This window comes from Thermoleptolyngbya sp. PKUAC-SCTB121, from assembly GCF_016919485.1.
GTDB classification, from domain to species: domain Bacteria; phylum Cyanobacteriota; class Cyanobacteriia; order Elainellales; family Elainellaceae; genus Thermoleptolyngbya; species Thermoleptolyngbya sichuanensis.
Genome location: NZ_CP070366.1, coordinates 5,286,359 through 5,304,457 on the forward strand (window position 1 = coordinate 5,286,359; position 18,099 = coordinate 5,304,457).

The window sequence follows — 18,099 nt, forward strand, 5'->3', positions numbered from 1 at the left end:
TGAGTTGGAGCGTTTAGCCTTGCCTACGCTGGGTGTCAATATTGATCACGTCGCCACAATTCGGCAGGCGCGGCGCACGGTGGAACCCGATCCGGTAGCGGCGGCCGTGCTGGCAGAGCTAGCCGGGGCCGATGGCATTACGGTTCACCTGCGGGAAGATCGGCGGCATATTCAAGACCGGGATGTGCGGCTGCTGCGGCAGACGGTGCGGACGCATCTGAACCTAGAGATGGCAGCCACAGACGAGATGGTGGCGATCGCCCTCGACATTCGTCCCGATTACGTAACACTCGTACCAGAACGCCGCGAGGAAGTGACCACCGAAGGCGGCCTCGACATCGCCGGACAAAAAGACCGGATGCTGCACGTCGTCAGCACGCTGCAATCGGCGGGCATTCCCGTCAGCCTGTTCATCGATGCCGATGCAGCCCAGATCGACGCTTCCGCTGCTGTGGGGGCGCAGTTTATCGAACTGCACACAGGCCGCTATGCGGAAGCCCATGACGAGCAAAGCCACGCCCACGAACTGGCGATGCTGGCGCGGGGCTGTGAACGGGCGATCGCCGCTGGGCTGCGGGTCAATGCAGGGCATGGACTCACCTACTGGAACGTGCGCCCCATTGCCCAGTTTTCCGGCATGGAAGAACTCAACATCGGCCATAGCATCATTAGCCGTGCTGTCCTTGTGGGTATGGATCGGGCCATCCGCGAGATGAAACAGGCCATGCTGGGGCTGCCGGGATGAGAAAATGAGCGATGGAGAACAAAGCTACAAGTGCCAGTTTCCTTCTCTTAACCCAATCCCAACCCTTGCTCCAACCCTTTATTCTTCAAATATCCCAATACCTCTCATGACCACCTATCACTTCATCCTGGCCAGTGAAAAATTTTTGCTCCAAGAGGAGCCGCTCGATGAGTCGCTGCGCGAGCGCACTCGCCACTATGCCGAAACGGGCAAAGAAATTGATTTTTGGCTGGTGCGTGAGCCTGCGTTTCTAGAAGCACCGGAGATGAGCGAATTCAAGGCAAAGTGTCCCCGCCCTGCGGTGGCGGTGATTTCGACGAACCCGCAGATGATTACCTGGCTCAAGCTGCGCCATGAATATGTGCTGGTTGGCCAGTTCGAGGCTCCTTCGGCGACGATTCCCGATCCGCTGGCATCGCTGTCGGCGGTCTAGAAGCCGTCTAGAGAACGTTCAAAATTCGATATGAAAAGCACAAAAAACCCCGGATTTCTTTGAAGAATCCGGGGCGATTCACCGTTTTGGAAGGGAACGGATTTCTGTAAAACGCTGTGAATAAACCGCGAATAAACCGCTATGAAGAATAAACCGCTATGAAATAGAGCGATGGCTCAGTCCCTTGGGATAGCTGCTGACCGTGCTCACTGCCATCCGCAACGCATCTGTGCGGTCGGTAAACAGGTGATCGTGGGGCAACAGGTTAAAAACACCGAGCTTTTCCAGACGGCGCTTGACCTTCCCTGCTGCGCCGACCAGATAGACCTGCCGACCCTTATCCACTGCGTCGCGAATCGCATTTTCAATTTCCAGCGAGGCAGTCACGCCCATGTGAGGCACATCGCTCAAATCCATCACCAGCGCGTCGCAGTCTCCCAGAGCGTTGTGCTGGCGGGCGATCGCCTTCGACACCCCAAAGATCATCGGCCCGCTCAGGTAGAACAACTGAACTCGACCGTTTGCCTCGTCCAGCAAGCGCTTTTCTTCATCATTCAGCACCACATCATCATCCGTGTCGCTGATAACCTTGACTTCCTGAGAATGCAGCTCGCTAAGACGCTCGATCGTCAGGATATTCGCAATAAACACACCCACGCCAACCGCCACAATCAAATCCACAAACACGGTCAGCAGCAGCACACCATACATGATGATGGAGCCGCGGGTCGAAACCTTGTGCGATCGCTTCAAAAAGCTCCAGTCCAGAATATCAAGACCGACCTTGAGGGCGATCCCTGCCAACACAGCCATCGGGATTGCGCGAGTGTACTGTGCTGCCCAAAGAACCACGATCAGCAAAATTGCCGCTCGCGTCAGTCCCGACAAGGCCGTTCTTGCGCCCGTTTGAATATTGACCACCGTGCCCATCGTCGCGCCCGCACCCGGCAGCCCGCCGCACAGGCCCGACACCAAGTTGCCAATGCCCTGACCAATCAACTCCTTGTTAGAATCATGCTCGGTACGGGTGAGGCTGTCGGCGATCACCGCCGTCAGCAGCGTGTCAATGCAGCCCAGCATTCCCAGCATGGCTGCGTCCACAATCATCGTGGTGATCAGCCCAGGGGTAAACGTCGGCATCCGCAGGGTAGGCAGACCCATAGGGATCTCACCGATGCGGGGAATGTCGGCATCTGGAAACAGCATCAGCGATGCCAGTGTGCCCACAATCAGCGCTACAAGCTGTGGCGGGGCATAGCGCTTGAGCTTGCGCGGCCATAGAAAAATGATTGCCAGAGTCAATCCACCCAGAATGGCCGCTGCGGGGTTGATGTTGGCCAGCAGTGTTGGCAGACTTGTGACCGTACCCAGCACCCCTCCTTTGGGGGCACGTTGCCCCAGAAATGGCGCAATTTGCAGAATCACTAGAATTACGCCAATGCCCGACATAAACCCCGAAATGACGCTGTAGGGCATGAGCGTAACATACTTGCCCAGCTTGAATATGCCAAACAGGATCTGAAAAATGCCTGCCAACATGACCACCGTAAAGGCCATCGCCAGTCCGTTGTCTGGGTCAGTAGCTACCAGCGAGGCGATCACGGATGTCGTAATCACGGTCATGGGGCCGGTAGGTTCTGAAATCAGCGTCGGCGTGCCACCAAACAGCGCTGCGAAAAAACCCACACAGACTGCGCCGTAGAGTCCGGCAACGGGGCCAGCACCAGAGGCCACGCCGAACGCCAGCGCCAGAGGCAAAGAGACGATAGCGGTAGTCAAGCCGCCAAAGAGGTCACCCTGCAAGTTCCTGAAGTGGATGTGATTGATAATTTGCATAGGGATAAAAATGAGGTAGCTGAAGCAGCAGTTGCAAATTCAATTAATAACATAGCCTCTAGTCTATACTACATATTTCGTTCATAGACTTTGGACTATGAATCAAGCGTATAGCGTTCAATGCTCAACGTAAAGCGCTGACCGATAAAAATTCTTGAGTGTCTCTGAGGCAATGAATTAATAAACAAGATAGACCTAAGTCTATGAACTGAGACTTTTTAATAGAATTAGAACTATGAGTATAAGCGTATAGTGTTCGCTGGATAACGTAAAGCACTGATTGATAAGAATTCCTGAGCATTTCTAAAGTGGTGGGTGAATTCACCAAATCTCTGTCCCTCCAACATCTCTGTCCCTCTAACATCTCTGTCCCTCTAAGCTGGCAACTTATCCTGAGTCGTCGCTGCCCCTTTTATGGTGAAAACGACTATAATTAATTCATGCCTGCTATCCAATGACTACCTGGAAAGTCCGTAAACTGTGCTACAAACTGTTTTTTCTTACCAAAATTCTGAGACTCTGCCCAGGGATTTGTTTGGGGCGATCGCCAATCTCAAGCGCGAACTCAATGCGGTCATCCTGGCGCACTACTATCAAGATCCCGATATTCAAGACATTGCCGACTATATTGGCGACTCGCTGGGGCTGTCGCAGCAGGCCGCTAGCACCGATGCAAACGTGATCGTGTTTGCAGGGGTGCATTTCATGGCAGAAACGGCGAAGATTTTGAATCCGCACAAGCTGGTGCTGCTGCCCGACCTAGAGGCAGGCTGTTCCCTGGCGGATAGCTGCCCGGCCGATGCCTTTGCGGCGTTCAAAGCGGCGCATCCGGATCACCTTGTCGTGTCCTATATCAACTGCACCGCAGACATCAAAGCCCTCAGCGACATTATCTGCACCAGTTCCAATGCGGTGAAGATCGTGCAGCAGATTCCCCCAGATCAGCCCATTCTCTTTGCCCCCGATCGCAACCTGGGGCGCTATGTCATGCAGCAGACCGGGCGCGAGATGCTGCTGTGGCAGGGAAGCTGCATGGTGCATGAAACCTTTTCGGAACGCAAGATTGTGCAGTTGCAAATCGAGCATCCCGAAGCAGAAGTCATCGCCCATCCCGAATGCGAACCCGCCGTCCTGCGCCATGCCCACTACATCGGCTCGACTACTGCGCTGCTCAGCTATTGCCAGAAAAGCAAGAGCCGCGCTTTCATCGTGGCGACGGAACCGGGCATTATTCATCAGATGCAAAAGGCGGAACCCGGCAAGACCTTCATCCCTGCACCGCCGCTGAACCAGTGCGCCTGCAACGAGTGTCCGCACATGCGGCTGAATACGCTGGAAAAGCTGTATCTCTGCATGAAAAACCGCCGACCTGAAATTACTCTATCCAAGGAGATTCAGGCGGCGGCGCTCAGACCGATTCAGCGCATGTTGGAGATGAGCTAGAGATGATGGGCTGGGAGATGATGAGCTAGGGTCGGTGGACAAGGACGCTTAGTGACCAATGAAGTCGCCCAAGTGGCGGGTGAGGCGTTCGATCAGCCCTTCGCTTTGCGACAGGTCGGCGATCGCCTCTTCTTCCACACGCTTCACCGTTTCTGGCGCAAAGCCCAGGAGGTTAACAAGCCGCTGGTAGGCTTCGGCTTCTTCAGCGTTGACGAGTTCTTCATCGGGCGTGCGGGCGCTGGAGTTGATCACGGCATAGCCCAGGCGCAGCACCAGTTCCCGCTCCTCAATCGTTTGCAGCTTGGGAATGAGTTCCTCTAGCGGAATATTTTGCATGACATAATCCCGCAACTCCTTCCGCAGTTCTTCTTTTTGGGGCGCATCGGCTGCAAAGAGTCCGCTAAAGCTGTCGAGCATCACGTCTACTTCTTCTTCGGCGAGGTTGCCATCGGCCCAGGCCATCGCCGCAACGACGCGGAGCAGATTCATTTGACTGGGGCTGATGGACGGTGGCGGCGGTGTCTGTAGCGGCATAGAGATCTCCTCAAGTGTGATGGAGGAATTTTTTCAGACAGTACCACACCCCATTCAGAGAGCCTTGGAGCTTAAGCTTCTTGTCCAGAGTTGGTTACATGGCGTTACACAGCGTTTCCCAGTCGATACTCAACCAGCCCCGCAGAAGTGCCTTTTGAGCATCGTTAGCAGACGGCAAGGGCGTGAGCTTGAAATTGCTGGGGGAGGGCGGGTCGAGAGTGACGGGAAGGGTGCGGAGTTCGTCTTGATGAAAGACCGTGACCTGCACCGTATCGCCGGGTCGGTAGTTTTGCAGGCGATCGCCCAACTGCTCCGCCGACACCCGCAGCCCGTCCAGCGCCAGTAGCTCGTCACCAATGTCGAGGCCGGCTTGCTGGGCAGGAGCGCCCATTTCGATGAACTGAATCATGGTTTTGCCATTTTCGGCGCGGGCAGTGATGCCCAGACTGGGCGGGGCGCTGCTCACGTCGTCGGGTTGCAGACATAGCCCAAACGGATGCAGGTATTCGTCAAAGGGCAATTCTTCGGTGGTGTGCAGCGCGTGGTGGAAAAAGTCGGTGAGGTCAGTTTCGGCAACAGCGGCGATCGCCCCTTCTAGCTCCTCCGGCGTAAAGCCAATTTCATCCTGCCCAAACCGCTGCCACATCAGCCGCATAACATCATCAAGCGATCGCCCGTTTTGGTGCTTGGCGCGAATCTGCAAATCCAGCAGCAGCGACACCATTTCGCCCTTGAGGTAGTAGGAGATCTGGTTGTTGTTGCTATTTGCATCGCGGCGATAGAGCTTGATCCACGCATCAAAACTAGATTCACTCAGCGGCTGCACTTTGCGTCCAGGAATCGTGAGAAACTGCGTGATCTCCTTGCTCAATTCTTTGAGATAGGTCTTTGCATCATACAGTCCCGCCCGAAAGGGGATTGCCAGATCATAAAAGCTGGTCGTCCCTTCGCAAAACCAAAGCGACGACGTGTAATTTTCCGATTCATAATCAAAGACTTCCAGCGCCTTCGGACGAATCCGCTTCACGTTCCAGAGGTGAAAAAATTCATGTGCCACCAACTGCATAAAGCGATTGTATTTCTCCCTGGCTCGAAAGCTGAAACGTCCGTAGTTCAGGGTACAGGAGTCTTTATGCTCCAGCCCGCCATAGCCCTGAGACGACAAATGCAGCAAAAACAGATAGCGCTCATAGGGCAGCCCGCCGAATAGCGCCGCTTCTACTTCCACAATTCGCGTGGTGTCCTGAATTAAATCTGCCGCGTCGTAGTTGCCCGTTCCCCAGATCACCCACTCGTGAGGCTTACCCAGCACGCTAAATGCGTGGCGATCGTGGATGCCCACCTCCACAGGTGTATCCACCAGCGTATCAAAGTCAGCAGCTTCAAAGGTGTTTGCCTCACCCGACACGGCTGGCAGCGTGGTTGCAATTTTCCACGATGGCTTGGGCGGCACGATCGTCACTCGAATGGGCTGACGCTCAAACCCTGGCACAAAGAAGAACAGCGCTGCGCCGTTGAAGTATCCGTGGGTCGTATCGAGATGGTTCGTGCGGACGGTCAGTTCATTGGCAAACACGCGATACTTCAGCGTGATCTCTGACAGGCCGTTTGCGTGAACTCGCCAGTGGTTTTTGCTAATCTTCTCCCGTGTCAGTCCAGAGTCTACAGAAAAATCCTGCACATGCCGTGAGTATTCCCGAATCAGGTAGGAGCCGGGGGTCCACACGGGCATTTTGAGATCGAGCGTGGTCTGTTGCCAGCCAGAAACCCGCAGCGTCACCTCGAACAGGTGCGTCTCTGGCTGGGACATGGCGACGGTGTAGTGAAGCTGGACTGTGGTGGCGCTGGCGGTGTAGGGCTGAACTTGAGTAGCGGTCATGGGCAAAATTGGGTTGAAAACGATTGAAGCCGTCAGTGGCTAGACGGGTTGCTGGGCTAGAACGAGCGGCCGGGGTCGCAGATCGCTGCCAGCGAGTTGCTGAGAGCTTTGGCTGAGAGCTTGTTGAGAGCTTGTTGAGAGCTTGTTGAGAGCTTGTTGAGAGCTTGTTGAGAGCTTTGTTAGTGTGTCTGGGATAGTGTGTCTGGTGATTGTGTCTAGTCTAGGCGATCGCCCTCCAAAGTCACCGAAAATTCTCTCAGTCCTAACTCTGAAACCCACCCTCTGCCATGCGCTACCCCTTTTGGCTCCCGTTCCTGCAACTGGCCGGTGTGAACATGGTCTCGAATCTGCTGGTACCGCTGGCGGGGCTGCTGGATCTGGCGTTTTTGGGCAACTTGGCAGAGATTCGGCATCTGGCGGGCGTGGCGATCGCCACCGTTTTATTCAACTATCTATACTGGACCTTTGGCTTTTTGCGGATGGGCACAACGGGCACCACCGCGCAGGCAGTAGGCCGGGGCGACGCGGACGAAGTGCTGGTGACGGGGCTGCGGGGTGGGGCGATCGCCCTGACCGTAGGGCTGGGGATTGTGCTGCTGCAACTGCCGCTGCGAGAAATTGGCTTTACGCTGCTGAGCGCCGCACCGGAGGTAAAACAGGCCGGGCGAGCCTATTACAACGCGATGATTTGGGGGGCACCCGCGACGCTGCTCAATCTGGTGTGGATGGGCTGGTATTTGGGGCGGGGTAAGGGGCGGGCGGTGCTGCTGCTGTCGGCGGTCAGCAATGGCGTGAACGTTGTGCTGAACTACTGGCTGATTGTGCGATGGGGCTGGGCCAGCGCAGGGGCGGGCGCGGCCACGGCCCTGAGCCAGTACGCCATGCTGGGGGTGGCGCTGGGGCTGCTGGGCTGCGAGGTGTCCGGGGCGCAGGTGCGGGCAGTGTTTCCCAAGATCTGGAACGCGGCAGCGCTGAAGTCCCTGGTTCTGCTGAACGGCAATATTGTGATTCGCACCTTTGCCCTGATTACCACGTTTGCAGTGTTTACTAACCTCAGCGCTGCGGTGGGAACGACCGTGCTGGCGGCAAATACGCTGCTGCTTCAGGTGGTGACGCTGGCGGCCTACTTCATCGATGGCCTCGCCTTTGCCACCGAAACCTACGCGGGCCAATTTCACGGCGGCGGTCAGCGCGATCGCCTGCGGGCCTTGGCAGAACTCTCTGGAGCGCTGAGCCTGGGACTCGGACTGGCGATCGCCCTCCTGTTTGCCCTGCTGCCCCAACCGCTGTTTCGCTTGCTCACGCACCATGCTGACGTGCTGGAGGGCGTGCGCCAGTCGGTCTGGTGGCTGCTGCCGCTGCTGGGCTTCGGCTCCCTGGCGTATATGCTCGACGGCTATTTTCTCGGCATCACGGCGGGAAACGTGCTGCGAAAGTCGGCCCTTGCCTCATCGCTGCTGGGCTTTGCTCCCATCGCGGCGATCGCCTGGCAAACTCAGAGCAACGCGCTGCTGTGGCTGGCGCTCACTTGTTTCATGGCAACCCGCACAGTGACGCTGGGCTGGGCGCTGCGGCAATCTTACCTAGAGCGCTGCTAGAGATTAGCGGGGTAAGATTAGCAGGGAACTGGCTCGAATTTGTCAATGCTGCCATCTGCAATCTACTCGAGTTTCTGGCGATCGCCCACCCAGTCGTGCAAGTTCCGAATCGTGATTTAGCATCCGGCTAGCGTGCTGCAAGCTGAGCAATTTGCGTGCGAGCATTTGCGATTGACTCAGCCAAGCTACGTTCTCCAGACTCTTCATTTTCAACGGCAATAAACGTAATATCGGTGATGCCGATAAATCCGAAAACTCCCCGCAAATAAGGGTCTTGATAGTTCAGCATCTCGTACTTCTCGCCTGGGCCATAGCCCGATATTCCGCGTGACGTGATGATGAACATTTTCTTGCCCAAAACGAGCGGCTTGTAGGGATTTTCTGCCTCCTCTGGAACAAACTCAAACGTGCGCCCGATGCGTACAATCTGGTCAATATACGCTTTCATCCCGCTGGGCACGCTGAAGTTATACATTGGCACGCCGATGACGCAGATATCCGCAGACAGCAGCTCATCCACCAGACGATCGCTCAGATGAATGGCATTCCACAACTCTGGCGATCGCTGCTCTGGCGGCGTGTAGGCCGCTGCAATCCACGCCTTGCTGACATGCGGGAGCGGATCGCGGCCGATGTCTCGATAGGTAACAGTATCGGCAGGATGAGCCTGCTTCCAGGCTTCGACAAATTCGCGGGTCAATTGGCGAGAGCGCGATCGCGCATCACGCGGACTAGAATCAAGATGCAGCAGATGAGCCATAGTCCCTCCGGGATTCAGTAACTTCCTCAGCGTAGAGAAGCGAGTCATTTGGGACTATTTGATTCCTGCGGTTCTGTCAAAATCTTGCGGTGATTTTTTGGCGGGCAATCGCCTCCGATCTGCCCGTCCAGCCCAAAACGATCAATGTGGCATTATGCCTACAATACGAAGTAATTGAGTGAATCTGACCCGATGACATCTGCCGACCTGCGTCCCGCTCAAATGGATCACGCGCCTGTCTTGTCGAGCGACAATTTAGGCTGGGAAAATATCCTGGTTAAGCAGTTTCAGCCGCCCGCAGGCGAGGCATTTTGCCACTTTCCTGAGGAACACACCATTTGTCTATCGCTGTCTCCCCGCCCGGTTCAGTTTCTCCAGATCAAAGGCAGTAAAAGATTTACCGGGCTGTATGGCAAAGGTGATATTTCGATTACGCCGGCAGGAGTGCCAGTGTTTGCTCGTTGGCAGCAAGCCGACCACTTTTTGGAAATTCGGCTGCCGTCTCAGTTTTTGCAAACGGTGGCTCATGAAACGCTGGGTAACGCCGCAGTCCGGCTAGAACTGGTTGACGACTTTCGGATTCGGGATGCCCAACTGGAGGCGATCGCCCAACTCCTGCTCACCGATTTGCAACAGCAAAATCTGGGCGGCAAACTCTACATCGACTCGTTGACCAACGTTTTGGCAGCGCATTTGATTCGGCATTATGCCGCTACAACCGCTCAAATTTCGGAGTACGAAGGTGGGCTAAACCAACAACAATTGCTCCAGGTTTTGGACTATCTCAATGACCATTTAGATCCATTTAGATCAGGAGATTAAGCTGGCGGATCTGGCAAATCTGCTAGGCATTAGCCAGTTTCACTTTAGTCGTTTGTTCAGACAATCGGTCGGACTTTCTCCCTATCAATACTTGCTTCAGCAGCGCATCGAAACGGCAAAACGACTGCTCAAACAAACCGATGATTCAATTATGGAAATTGCGCTCCGCTGCGGATTTAATAGCCACAGCCACCTGGCCCAGCAGTTTCGTAAATTGACAGGAACCACCCCCAGTCGCTATCACAGCGATCGCTAGGAAATCGCACCCGCAGAATTGCCCGAGCACAACATCTGCACTGAGATAGAGGGGCGATCGCCCGCGATCCCATCACGGGGTTGCCTGTCCCTAGGGCGCTTCTTCCGCAGGCGAGGCCTGCACCTGGCAGGGCTGGGTCTGGCAATTCTGGATATAAAGCTGCTCGACGTAGGACTTTTGCCAGCTTAGGGGAATTTCTAGCAGGTCGCGGGGGCCAGTCAGGGCCTGACCCACAAAAAACAGCAGGGCAATGGTATTGAGCGCGGTGTGGACTCTACGCCAGGTCAGGGCTTTTTCCTTGTCGCGGCTGTAGATGTCAGGGGCGATCGCCAGCGAAAAAATCATCAGCATGGCGGCGATCATGCCGTAGTAGAAATGCGACACCTGCCACTCAAAATCGCGCCGAAAAACAAGATCGTACAAATTTCCGTCGCCAGCCTGAAACTTTTGGAAGCCGATAATCCACATCCCTAGCCCCGTGAGCATAGCAAACAGGGCCCGCCAGAACCAGGCAGTTTGCGGATTCAGCGAGGCAGCGCGATAGAGAAACACCAGTGCGGCGATAGTGGCGATAAAGAATCCCAGAATTAGGTAAAACCGGGTGGAATTTGCCGCCCAACTGCCGCTGTCTAGCACGAGCTTTTTGTAAATCGGCTGCGCCATGCCCAGCAGCGTGATGCCCACGACAGAAGCGCTCAGCCATTTGCCCAGCTTGAAATGGTCGGGGCCGACGATGGGCGGAATCTTGCTCTTGTCTCCGGCAACAAGCTGTAAGCGGCGCTGACGGGTTTGCCAGGCAAAGTACACCACCGCACCAATCAGGGGGAACACAAAGAAAACGGCGATCGCCGGATGCAGCAGTGTAGCGATATCTTCAACACTCATGGCAGGTTAGATCCGCATTAGGTCAGCAGCCTGAATCCTTCAATCCTGAAGCAACTACGTGCAACAGCCCCGCTTGGATCTCCAGATTCAGGATTAGCTTAGGGAAACTGCCTGCATTCTAAATGAATTTTGACTGAGAAAATAGCGGCTGCGTGGGAGTTGAGCGCTTTTCAAAAAACCGTTTCTGAAAAACTAAAAGCCCGCTTGATTGAAAGGCCCACTTTATTGAACGCATTCCTGAAGAAGGGCGATCGCCCTTAGCCAGGATTCACCCGCATCAACACCTGCCCAAATTCTACCGAGTCACCGTTTTTCACTAAAATTTCGACGATTTCGCCGTTTACCTCGGCCTCGATTTCGTTCATGATTTTCATCGCCTCGATGATGCATACTGTCTGCCCATTGCGAATGCGATCGCCCACATTCACAAACGGCGGCTCATCCGGCGCAGGGGCGCTATAAAACGTGCCCACAATTGGCGAGGTAATCTCCACCAGCTTTTCGGTGGCCAGGGGGGATGGGGGCGAGGGGATGGGAGCAGCCGGGGGCGCAGCGGGCGCAATGGGCGCGACCGGGGCAACCGGGGGCGGCATGAAGCGGGCCGGATCGACGGATTCGACAACCGTTGGGCGATCGCTCTCTTTGCCCTGCTTCCGCAAAATCAGCTCAAAATCGCTGCTTTTCAACGTAAACTCTGCCAAATCGGTCTGGTTTAGCAGAGACAGAAGCTCAAGAATCTCATTAAAGTTTAATTCCACGGTTTTTATCGCCCCACGTCACCAGCGGTCACAGCAAGCCAGCCAAAACTCACGAGGTTTCGCGCCCCAGATAAGTATCGGTGCGGGTGTCAATCTTGATGCGCTCGCCCTTGGCAATGAACAGCGGCACCATCACCTGAGCGCCCGTCTCCACAATGGCGGGCTTGGTGCCACCCGTCGCTGTATCGCCCTTCACGCCGGGGTCTGTTTCAATAATTTCCAAAACGACGGAGTTGGGCAGTTCCACTTCCATCACCTGGTCGCCCCAGCGGACGACGTTCACTTCCATGCCCTCTTTCAAATATTTGACGCGATCGCCAATTTGCGCCGCCGTTAGCCGCCCTTCTTCGTAGCTCTCCATATCCATAAAGACGTAATCATCACCCTCTTTATAGGTGTGCTGCATCACGCTTTTTTCCAAGATCGCCTGGGGGACGGTTTCTCCGGCGCGGAAGGTGCGTTCCACCACGTTGCCTGTTTGGGCATTTTTCAGCTTCGTCCGCACAAACGCCGACCCCTTACCAGGCTTGACATGGAGAAATTCCACCACGCGCCATACAGAACCATCGAGGACAATGCTCACGCCCGGACGAAAGTCGTTGCTGGAAATCATGAATCGAGGTGATGAGAGAAGAACAACCGACGATACATTGTACCGCTTGAGGGGGACGCAGTGGACAGCGGGCTAAAAACGCCGCCTCACAAACGCCACCGCACAAACGCCACCGCACAAACGCCACCGCACAAACGCCGCCATGCAAACGCCGCCATGCAAACCTGGGAACAGCTAGCCTCCCTGCCCTAGAGACTGGCTACACCAGAGAGGCTTGCCGCTCCGCCCGCACCACCTGCGTTTCGTAGCGTCCGTCCGGATACAGCGTGATTTCTCGAAACCCTGGCTGACGGGTCAAATCAATCGAAAATTCGTCGATATTTGGCGAAAACTGGACACAGGTAGACGGTGTGCCCAAATAGCGCACGCCCTGCCGCATCTGGTCAAATTCCTGGTGAATATGCCCAAACACCACCAGCTTTACCTGGGGATGCTGATCCAGCACCGCAAACAAATCCTCCCGATTTTGCAGCCCGATAGCATCCATCCAGGCGGAACCAACGGCCAGCGGGGGATGGTGCAGCGCCACGAGCGTCGGCAGATGGGCAAACTGGCGCAACTGAGTATCAAGCCAGCGCAGGCTATCGTCGGAGAGCCGCCCAGATACTTCGTTCCACTGGCTGGAATTCAGCAAAATCAGGTTCCAGCCGCCTTGTTGCAGGCACTTTTGGGGCGAGGCGGGAAAGACCGAAAGCACCTGCTCCATCAGGGCGATCGCCTGATCGTGATTTCCGGGTAGCCACAGTGCCGGAACGCCCAGCGGCGAAATCAGACGCAGCAAAACTCGGTAGGATTCCTCAGTTTCATCTTGCGACAAGTCGCCTGTCAGCAGCAGCAAGTCGGGCCGGGGCTGGCGCTGGGCCACCGCCTGAAGCACGGTTTGGAGCGATCGCCCCGTTTGGCAGCCCTTCATCTCGCCCTGCTCGTCGGCAAACAGGTGCGTATCGGTCAGTTGAACAATCTTCAAGCCCGCAGAGGGCGAACCCGCAGAGGATGGCATGGGAACCCGCCAGAAATCTTTCAGATGAGAATTATCGCAACTTCCTCGGATGATATACTAGATCCTCGTGGGACGAAGAACCTGTTCGCAGGGAGCGATCGCCCCTGACAAGCCCTTCACAAGTCCCTCACACACAAGTCGGCTGTCAAGACTGTCAAGACAGCAAGCTCGGCGGCATAGCCAAGTGGTAAGGCAGAGGTCTGCAAAACCTTCACCCCCAGTTCGAATCTGGGTGCCGCCTTAATTTTTATGTGAATACGATGCATCTGGAACGAAGTGCCAAGTGTCTATAGCGCAGGGTTGGATGTCACAGCGCCACGGGGATACCCCCTTTGCTCCTCTATGGGAACGCATCAAGGACTGAACCTATTACTTTAGACCTGCTAAAGCACGCGATTGATTTGCTACTTCATTACCTCAAGTTCGGTGAGTTGCCCATCCCAACAAATGCCCAATCAAGCGCTCAATTTTTATGCCTCTTGCAGCGATGTCTTCAGGCTGCGGCAAAAGGTTTCAACTGATTCCAAGGCCTGATGCGGTTCGCCCTCTGCCAAGCGTTTGACAAAGGCGCTGCCGACGATGACGGCATCTGCACCCCACTCCATGACTTGCCGCGCCTGACTCGGCTCTGAAATACCAAAGCCAACGCCGATGGGCTTATCTGTGACGCTGCGTAGCTCTAGCAGCAGATCTTGCACGCGATCGCCCACCTGCGATCGCATTCCCGTCACCCCCGTCACGCTGACCAGATAGATGAAGCCCTGGGCCTGTTGGGCGATCGCCTGGATGCGCTCTTTAGGACTGGTCGGCGCAACCAGCAGCGTCACCTCAATGCCAATGTCTGCCGCAGGTTTCAGCACACTGTCCATCTCTTCTAGGGGCAAATCTGGCACCACCAGACCCCGCGCACCGGCCTCGTAGGCCCGTTTCAGGAAAGACTCAATACCCCGGTTCAAAATCGGGTTGTAGTAAGTGAAGAGAATAATCGGCGCTCGTAATGTCGGGCTGACGGTTTTGACCAGTTCCAGCACGTCTTCTAGCTTCACACCGCGCTGGAGCGCCCGCGAGGCAGCTGCTTGGATAACCGGGCCATCCGCCAGCGGATCGGAGTAGGGCACGCCGAGTTCGATCAGATCTGCACCGCTGCGATCCAGGGCTTGCAGCGCCTTGGCTGTGGTGTCCAAATCAGGATCGCCCGCTGTAATAAATGGAATGAGCGCACACTGAGCGCGATCGCGCAATGCCCCCATGCAATCTGAAACCGACTTCATGCTGTGTCCTGTAGATTTATTTATAAGCCTGGGCCGTTGTCTAGAATTTGTTGCCCAGAGTTTGCTGCCCAGAGCTTATTACCCAGAGCTTGCTACCCAGAATTTTTCACCTAGAATTTATCACCTAGAGCCATGAGCGGCGATCGCCGCGCCTAAGGATCACCAGATACCTTACCATCCAGCGCTGCGTTTTCGTCAGCCGCCTTTTCCTGCTCTAGCTCTGCCTGAAGCGCCGCCAGTTCCTCCGGGGTCATCGCATCCAGTCGCTTTTGCAGCACGGCATCTTCATAGTCCTTGAGCTGCTGGTTATAGGTCATGTTCTGGGTGACTGCGCGAAACAGATACGTCACCAGCCAGCCCAATAGCCCGATGGTCAGCACCGCCTGCGTCCAGATGCCCGCATCGAGGTCGGTTAATCCCAGGCGAGTCAACACGACATAGACGATGCCACCCGCCGCAAACACACCCACCCCAATCAAGATCACGTCAATTCGCCGCATTCAGACCAGCGTTCCAGGCTTAGAGGTTTTTGAAAAAGCTAGAGGTAAACCGTCTAGATTATAGATATCCTAAAACGGTTTAGGACTTACGCACTTACGATAAGGTTTCTGGGTCTTGAAGGATTTCTCGCAAGTGCGCCCGCGAGAAATTCTCCAACTGTGTAAGCCCTAACGGTTTTTGAAACTGAAGACGGCTGCGCTGGAGAGAAATCATGGCCACGTCCGCTTCCAAAAAACATAAAAAAAGAGGGAGCCGAGGGGCCCTGCTTTGATGCCGAAAAAGCTTTCGTGCAGGACAACCGACTCCCTGAGCATTCATTCACCTGTGATTTCAAGTTATCAACCAGGTTTGTCGCTGTCGTGAAAGGGGGATGAACTTTGCATGACAAACCTGGTTGCCTGACACAAGTCCCGAAAGCCCAGAAAATTCGTTGTCTTGGGATCGAAGCCCATAGCTCCTGAGTTGGAGCCGGAGGGCTTGGTCAGAGGAGCTTTTGGGCCAGCGTCCCCTACGAGAAATCAGGGGTTTCCAGAGATGTGTCAGGCAGTCAGATGACAAACTCCAGAGTCAGTCTACGTCTAAAGGCAGGCTCAAGGCTGAGTTGCATCTTTTCATAAGGTTGTGACAGCCTTGTCATTCGATTGACAAATTTCCCGATTAAATTATGAAGAGAATGATGCTTAATGACCTCACCCGGCAATCTAACCTGATGATCTAGAGCAGTTGCCTAATCATTGTCTACCAATAGCTGTCTAAACGTATCGCAGCATTCATATTTCAGCACTAGGGCAGTGTGTGTTGGGGGCGATTTTGTGGTCATGCCTCAGCGCCACTGCCTCAAACCAAAGACACTTTCCTGAATCTACAAAAATTTTGGGAACAATTGGATATAGCGAGGAATCTGACACCGTGACGACCTCTAGAAAGCCTGAGCGCAAATCTTCCATGAAACAGTCTTTGATCTATCTAGCTCTGACAATGGTGGGAGCTGGAGCGGTAGTAGCGGGCGATCGCCTCTTGGCCAATCAAGCGCTGGCTCCTATTGCTTCTACACCAATGCCCGCAGAATCCGTGGTTAGCCAGGTGCAGGCTCCGGCGGCGGTTTCTGCGCCCTCCGCAGCGGCGGCGTTTGCCTCTGGTGGGTCAAACTTTATTGCCAACGCAGCCGAGCGAGTTGGCCCGGCCGTGGTGCGGATTGACTCTTCACGAACCGTGACCCGGCGCGTTCCTGAGGCGTTTAACGATCCCTTCTTCCGACGCTTCTTTGGCGAAGAAGGGATGCCGCCATCGTCTCGCATACAGCAAGGCATTGGCTCTGGCGTAATCATCGACGCTAGCGGGCTGATTATCACCAATGCCCATGTGGTGGATGGGGCCGACCGGGTGACGGTGACCCTGAGCGACGGACGAACCTTTGAGGGACGGGTGCTAGGGGGCGATCGCGTCACCGATGTTGCCGTCATCAAGATTGAGGGCGATCGCCTGCCGACGGCAACACTGGGCAACTCCGACTTGCTGCGTCCGGGAGAGTGGGCGATCGCCATTGGCAACCCGCTGGGGCTGAATAGCACCGTCACCGCAGGCATCATCAGCGCCACAGGCCGCAGCAGCGCCCAAGTCGGCATTCCCGATCAGCGGGCCAGCTTTATTCAGACCGACGCAGCCATCAACCCCGGCAACTCTGGCGGGCCCCTGCTCAACGAGCGCGGCGAGGTCATCGGCATTAACACCGCCATCCGCGCCAACGCCCAGGGCCTCGGCTTCGCGATCCCGATTAACACTGCCAAGCGCATTGCCGACCAGCTCATTGCTACGGGTCGGGTCGATCACCCCTATCTGGGTGTGCAAATGGTCAACTTGACCCCTGAACTGAAGCAAAACATCAACGACGACCCCAATAGCCCGATTCGGGTTCAGGAAGACCGGGGTGTGCTGGTGGTGCGCGTGCAAAACAACTCCCCCGCTGCTCGTGCAGGGGTTCGCGCTGGCGATGTAATTACCAAAGTGGGTCAGCAGCCCGTCACCGCTTCGGAACAGGTGCAGCAGGTGGTCGAAAACAGCCGCATTGGTAGCCCGCTGCCGGTCGAAGTTCGCCGCAATGGGCAGACCATTAGCCTGAATATCACGCCAGAACCGCTGCCTAATCAAGCCAGGAACTAGGGAAGAGGAGTGAGGGGTTGAGGGGCGATCGCCCCGCCGCGAAGGCCGCTGGCTATTGGGGCATCCGACCAAGAGTCAGGCGAACCGTGCTAGAGTTTCGCTAACGTTTCGGTGCATTCCCGACTCCGGAACCGCACTCCTCAACCCTCCCCTCAACCTCCCCCCATCTCCTGCGAACATTTGAACAATGTGACCCTTGAAACGCTCATTCCCAAGGCAAATTTTCCGGTCTTTCGCTGTGAAGAATGCATCCGGATCAACAGCCAGTGGGTGCATCTGCGAATTTGCCAGACCTGTGGCAAGATGCTGTGCTGCGATTCGTCAAAACATCAGCACGCCCGCCGCCATTACGAAGAAACGGGGCATCCGGTCATGAGTTCGGCAGAATTGGGCGAAGGCTGGCTCTGGTGCTTTGTAGACGAAGCCGCAAAAGAGTATTGAGTCTGCGCCCGCAGCCATCGCAACAGACGCACTGCGCCAGACTTGTGTCAGATTTGCGCCAGACTTTTGAGCCGCGCTGAACCGAACCTTAACCCCAAACTCGACAAACCCCGCTAGGCTGTAGAGGTGGCGGGGCTTTTTTGTAAACGCCAACGGCAGTCCAG

Annotated in this window: 19 protein-coding genes and 1 tRNA gene; 10 read left to right on the forward strand and 10 right to left on the reverse strand. The window is 55.5% G+C overall.

Going from position 1 to position 18,099, the window contains the following annotated elements; genetic code table 11:
- Window positions 1–19: 19 nt before the first annotated feature.
- Together JTM80_RS21600 and JTM80_RS21605 are read left to right on the forward strand one after the other, a co-directional pair.
- A complete protein-coding gene (locus tag JTM80_RS21600) occupies window positions 20–745 on the forward strand; it encodes a pyridoxine 5'-phosphate synthase (protein WP_172353442.1) in 726 nt (241 codons plus the stop codon).
- Between the two features lie 106 nt (window positions 746–851).
- Entirely contained in the window at window positions 852–1,178 is a 327-nt protein-coding gene (locus JTM80_RS21605; RefSeq protein ID WP_172353443.1) for an MgPME-cyclase complex family protein, read from the forward strand.
- A gap of 156 nt (window positions 1,179–1,334) precedes the next feature.
- On the opposite strand, the gene JTM80_RS21610 is transcribed toward JTM80_RS21605, so the two are convergent.
- Window positions 1,335–3,014 carry a SulP family inorganic anion transporter gene (locus tag JTM80_RS21610; RefSeq protein WP_172353444.1) on the reverse strand — a complete coding sequence of 560 codons (1,680 nt, stop codon included), beginning with the start codon at window positions 3,012–3,014 and terminating at the stop codon, window positions 1,335–1,337.
- A 480-nt stretch (window positions 3,015–3,494) separates the two neighbouring features.
- On the opposite strand from JTM80_RS21610, the gene nadA reads away from it, so the two are divergent.
- Window positions 3,495–4,457 carry a quinolinate synthase NadA gene (nadA, locus tag JTM80_RS21615; protein WP_172353445.1) on the forward strand — a complete coding sequence of 321 codons (963 nt, stop codon included), beginning with the start codon at window positions 3,495–3,497 and terminating at the stop codon, window positions 4,455–4,457.
- 48 nt (window positions 4,458–4,505) lie between these two features.
- Here the strand turns inward: nadA and JTM80_RS21620 are convergent, their stop codons facing one another.
- Window positions 4,506–4,991 carry a TerB family tellurite resistance protein gene (locus JTM80_RS21620; protein WP_172353446.1) on the reverse strand — a complete coding sequence of 162 codons (486 nt, stop codon included), beginning with the start codon at window positions 4,989–4,991 and terminating at the stop codon, window positions 4,506–4,508.
- Window positions 4,992–5,085: 94 nt separating this feature from the next.
- The gene (locus JTM80_RS21625; RefSeq protein WP_205370277.1) at window positions 5,086–6,870 is read right to left on the reverse strand and encodes a M61 family metallopeptidase; all 1,785 of its coding nucleotides are present in this window, start codon (window positions 6,868–6,870) and stop codon (window positions 5,086–5,088) included.
- Between the two features lie 287 nt (window positions 6,871–7,157).
- On the opposite strand from JTM80_RS21625, the gene JTM80_RS21630 reads away from it, so the two are divergent.
- Window positions 7,158–8,468, forward strand: coding sequence for an MATE family efflux transporter (locus JTM80_RS21630; RefSeq protein WP_172353448.1), 1,311 nt, complete (start codon window positions 7,158–7,160; stop codon window positions 8,466–8,468).
- A gap of 127 nt (window positions 8,469–8,595) precedes the next feature.
- Here JTM80_RS21630 and JTM80_RS21635 read toward each other — a convergent pair whose 3' ends face one another.
- Complete coding sequence (locus JTM80_RS21635) at window positions 8,596–9,228, reverse strand: FMN-dependent NADH-azoreductase (protein ID WP_205370280.1); 633 nt, start codon at window positions 9,226–9,228, stop codon at window positions 8,596–8,598.
- A gap of 192 nt (window positions 9,229–9,420) precedes the next feature.
- Between JTM80_RS21635 and JTM80_RS21640 the strand changes: the two genes are divergently transcribed.
- Window positions 9,421–10,050, forward strand: coding sequence for an AraC family transcriptional regulator (locus JTM80_RS21640; RefSeq protein ID WP_255548840.1), 630 nt, complete (start codon window positions 9,421–9,423; stop codon window positions 10,048–10,050).
- A 52-nt stretch (window positions 10,051–10,102) separates the two neighbouring features.
- Window positions 10,103–10,306, forward strand: a complete 204-nt coding sequence (locus JTM80_RS23635) for a helix-turn-helix transcriptional regulator (protein WP_255548841.1) — start codon at window positions 10,103–10,105, stop codon at window positions 10,304–10,306.
- A gap of 90 nt (window positions 10,307–10,396) precedes the next feature.
- Here the strand turns inward: JTM80_RS23635 and JTM80_RS21645 are convergent, their stop codons facing one another.
- The 3 genes from JTM80_RS21645 to efp form a co-directional block, all read right to left on the reverse strand.
- On the reverse strand, window positions 10,397–11,191 hold the full coding sequence (locus JTM80_RS21645; protein WP_205370281.1) for a DUF4079 domain-containing protein: 795 nt from the start codon (window positions 11,189–11,191) through the stop codon (window positions 10,397–10,399).
- Window positions 11,192–11,448: 257 nt separating this feature from the next.
- A complete protein-coding gene (accB, locus tag JTM80_RS21650; RefSeq protein WP_172353452.1) occupies window positions 11,449–11,949 on the reverse strand; it encodes an acetyl-CoA carboxylase biotin carboxyl carrier protein in 501 nt (166 codons plus the stop codon).
- A gap of 49 nt (window positions 11,950–11,998) precedes the next feature.
- The gene (gene efp, locus JTM80_RS21655; RefSeq protein ID WP_068510736.1) at window positions 11,999–12,562 is read right to left on the reverse strand and encodes an elongation factor P; all 564 of its coding nucleotides are present in this window, start codon (window positions 12,560–12,562) and stop codon (window positions 11,999–12,001) included.
- A 60-nt stretch (window positions 12,563–12,622) separates the two neighbouring features.
- Between efp and JTM80_RS23280 the strand changes: the two genes are divergently transcribed.
- Window positions 12,623–12,754: a hypothetical protein gene (locus JTM80_RS23280; RefSeq protein WP_255548842.1), complete on the forward strand. Its 132-nt coding sequence runs from the start codon at window positions 12,623–12,625 to the stop codon at window positions 12,752–12,754.
- A 7-nt stretch (window positions 12,755–12,761) separates the two neighbouring features.
- Here the strand turns inward: JTM80_RS23280 and cpdA are convergent, their stop codons facing one another.
- On the reverse strand, window positions 12,762–13,562 hold the full coding sequence (gene cpdA / locus JTM80_RS21660; protein WP_172353453.1) for a 3',5'-cyclic-AMP phosphodiesterase: 801 nt from the start codon (window positions 13,560–13,562) through the stop codon (window positions 12,762–12,764).
- A gap of 170 nt (window positions 13,563–13,732) precedes the next feature.
- Between cpdA and JTM80_RS21665 the strand changes: the two genes are divergently transcribed.
- Window positions 13,733–13,803 (forward strand) — tRNA-Cys (locus tag JTM80_RS21665).
- 229 nt (window positions 13,804–14,032) lie between these two features.
- Here JTM80_RS21665 and trpA read toward each other — a convergent pair.
- Window positions 14,033–14,833, reverse strand: coding sequence for a tryptophan synthase subunit alpha (gene trpA, locus JTM80_RS21670; RefSeq protein ID WP_172353454.1), 801 nt, complete (start codon window positions 14,831–14,833; stop codon window positions 14,033–14,035).
- Window positions 14,834–14,985: 152 nt separating this feature from the next.
- Window positions 14,986–15,333, reverse strand: coding sequence for a DUF3007 family protein (locus JTM80_RS21675; RefSeq protein ID WP_172353455.1), 348 nt, complete (start codon window positions 15,331–15,333; stop codon window positions 14,986–14,988).
- 946 nt (window positions 15,334–16,279) lie between these two features.
- Between JTM80_RS21675 and JTM80_RS21680 the strand changes: the two genes are divergently transcribed.
- Together JTM80_RS21680 and JTM80_RS21685 are read left to right on the forward strand one after the other, a co-directional pair.
- Window positions 16,280–17,494: an HhoA/HhoB/HtrA family serine endopeptidase gene (locus tag JTM80_RS21680; protein WP_172353456.1), complete on the forward strand. Its 1,215-nt coding sequence runs from the start codon at window positions 16,280–16,282 to the stop codon at window positions 17,492–17,494.
- A gap of 165 nt (window positions 17,495–17,659) precedes the next feature.
- On the forward strand, window positions 17,660–17,935 hold the full coding sequence (locus tag JTM80_RS21685; RefSeq protein ID WP_172358716.1) for a UBP-type zinc finger domain-containing protein: 276 nt from the start codon (window positions 17,660–17,662) through the stop codon (window positions 17,933–17,935).
- Window positions 17,936–18,099 lie beyond the last annotated feature (164 nt).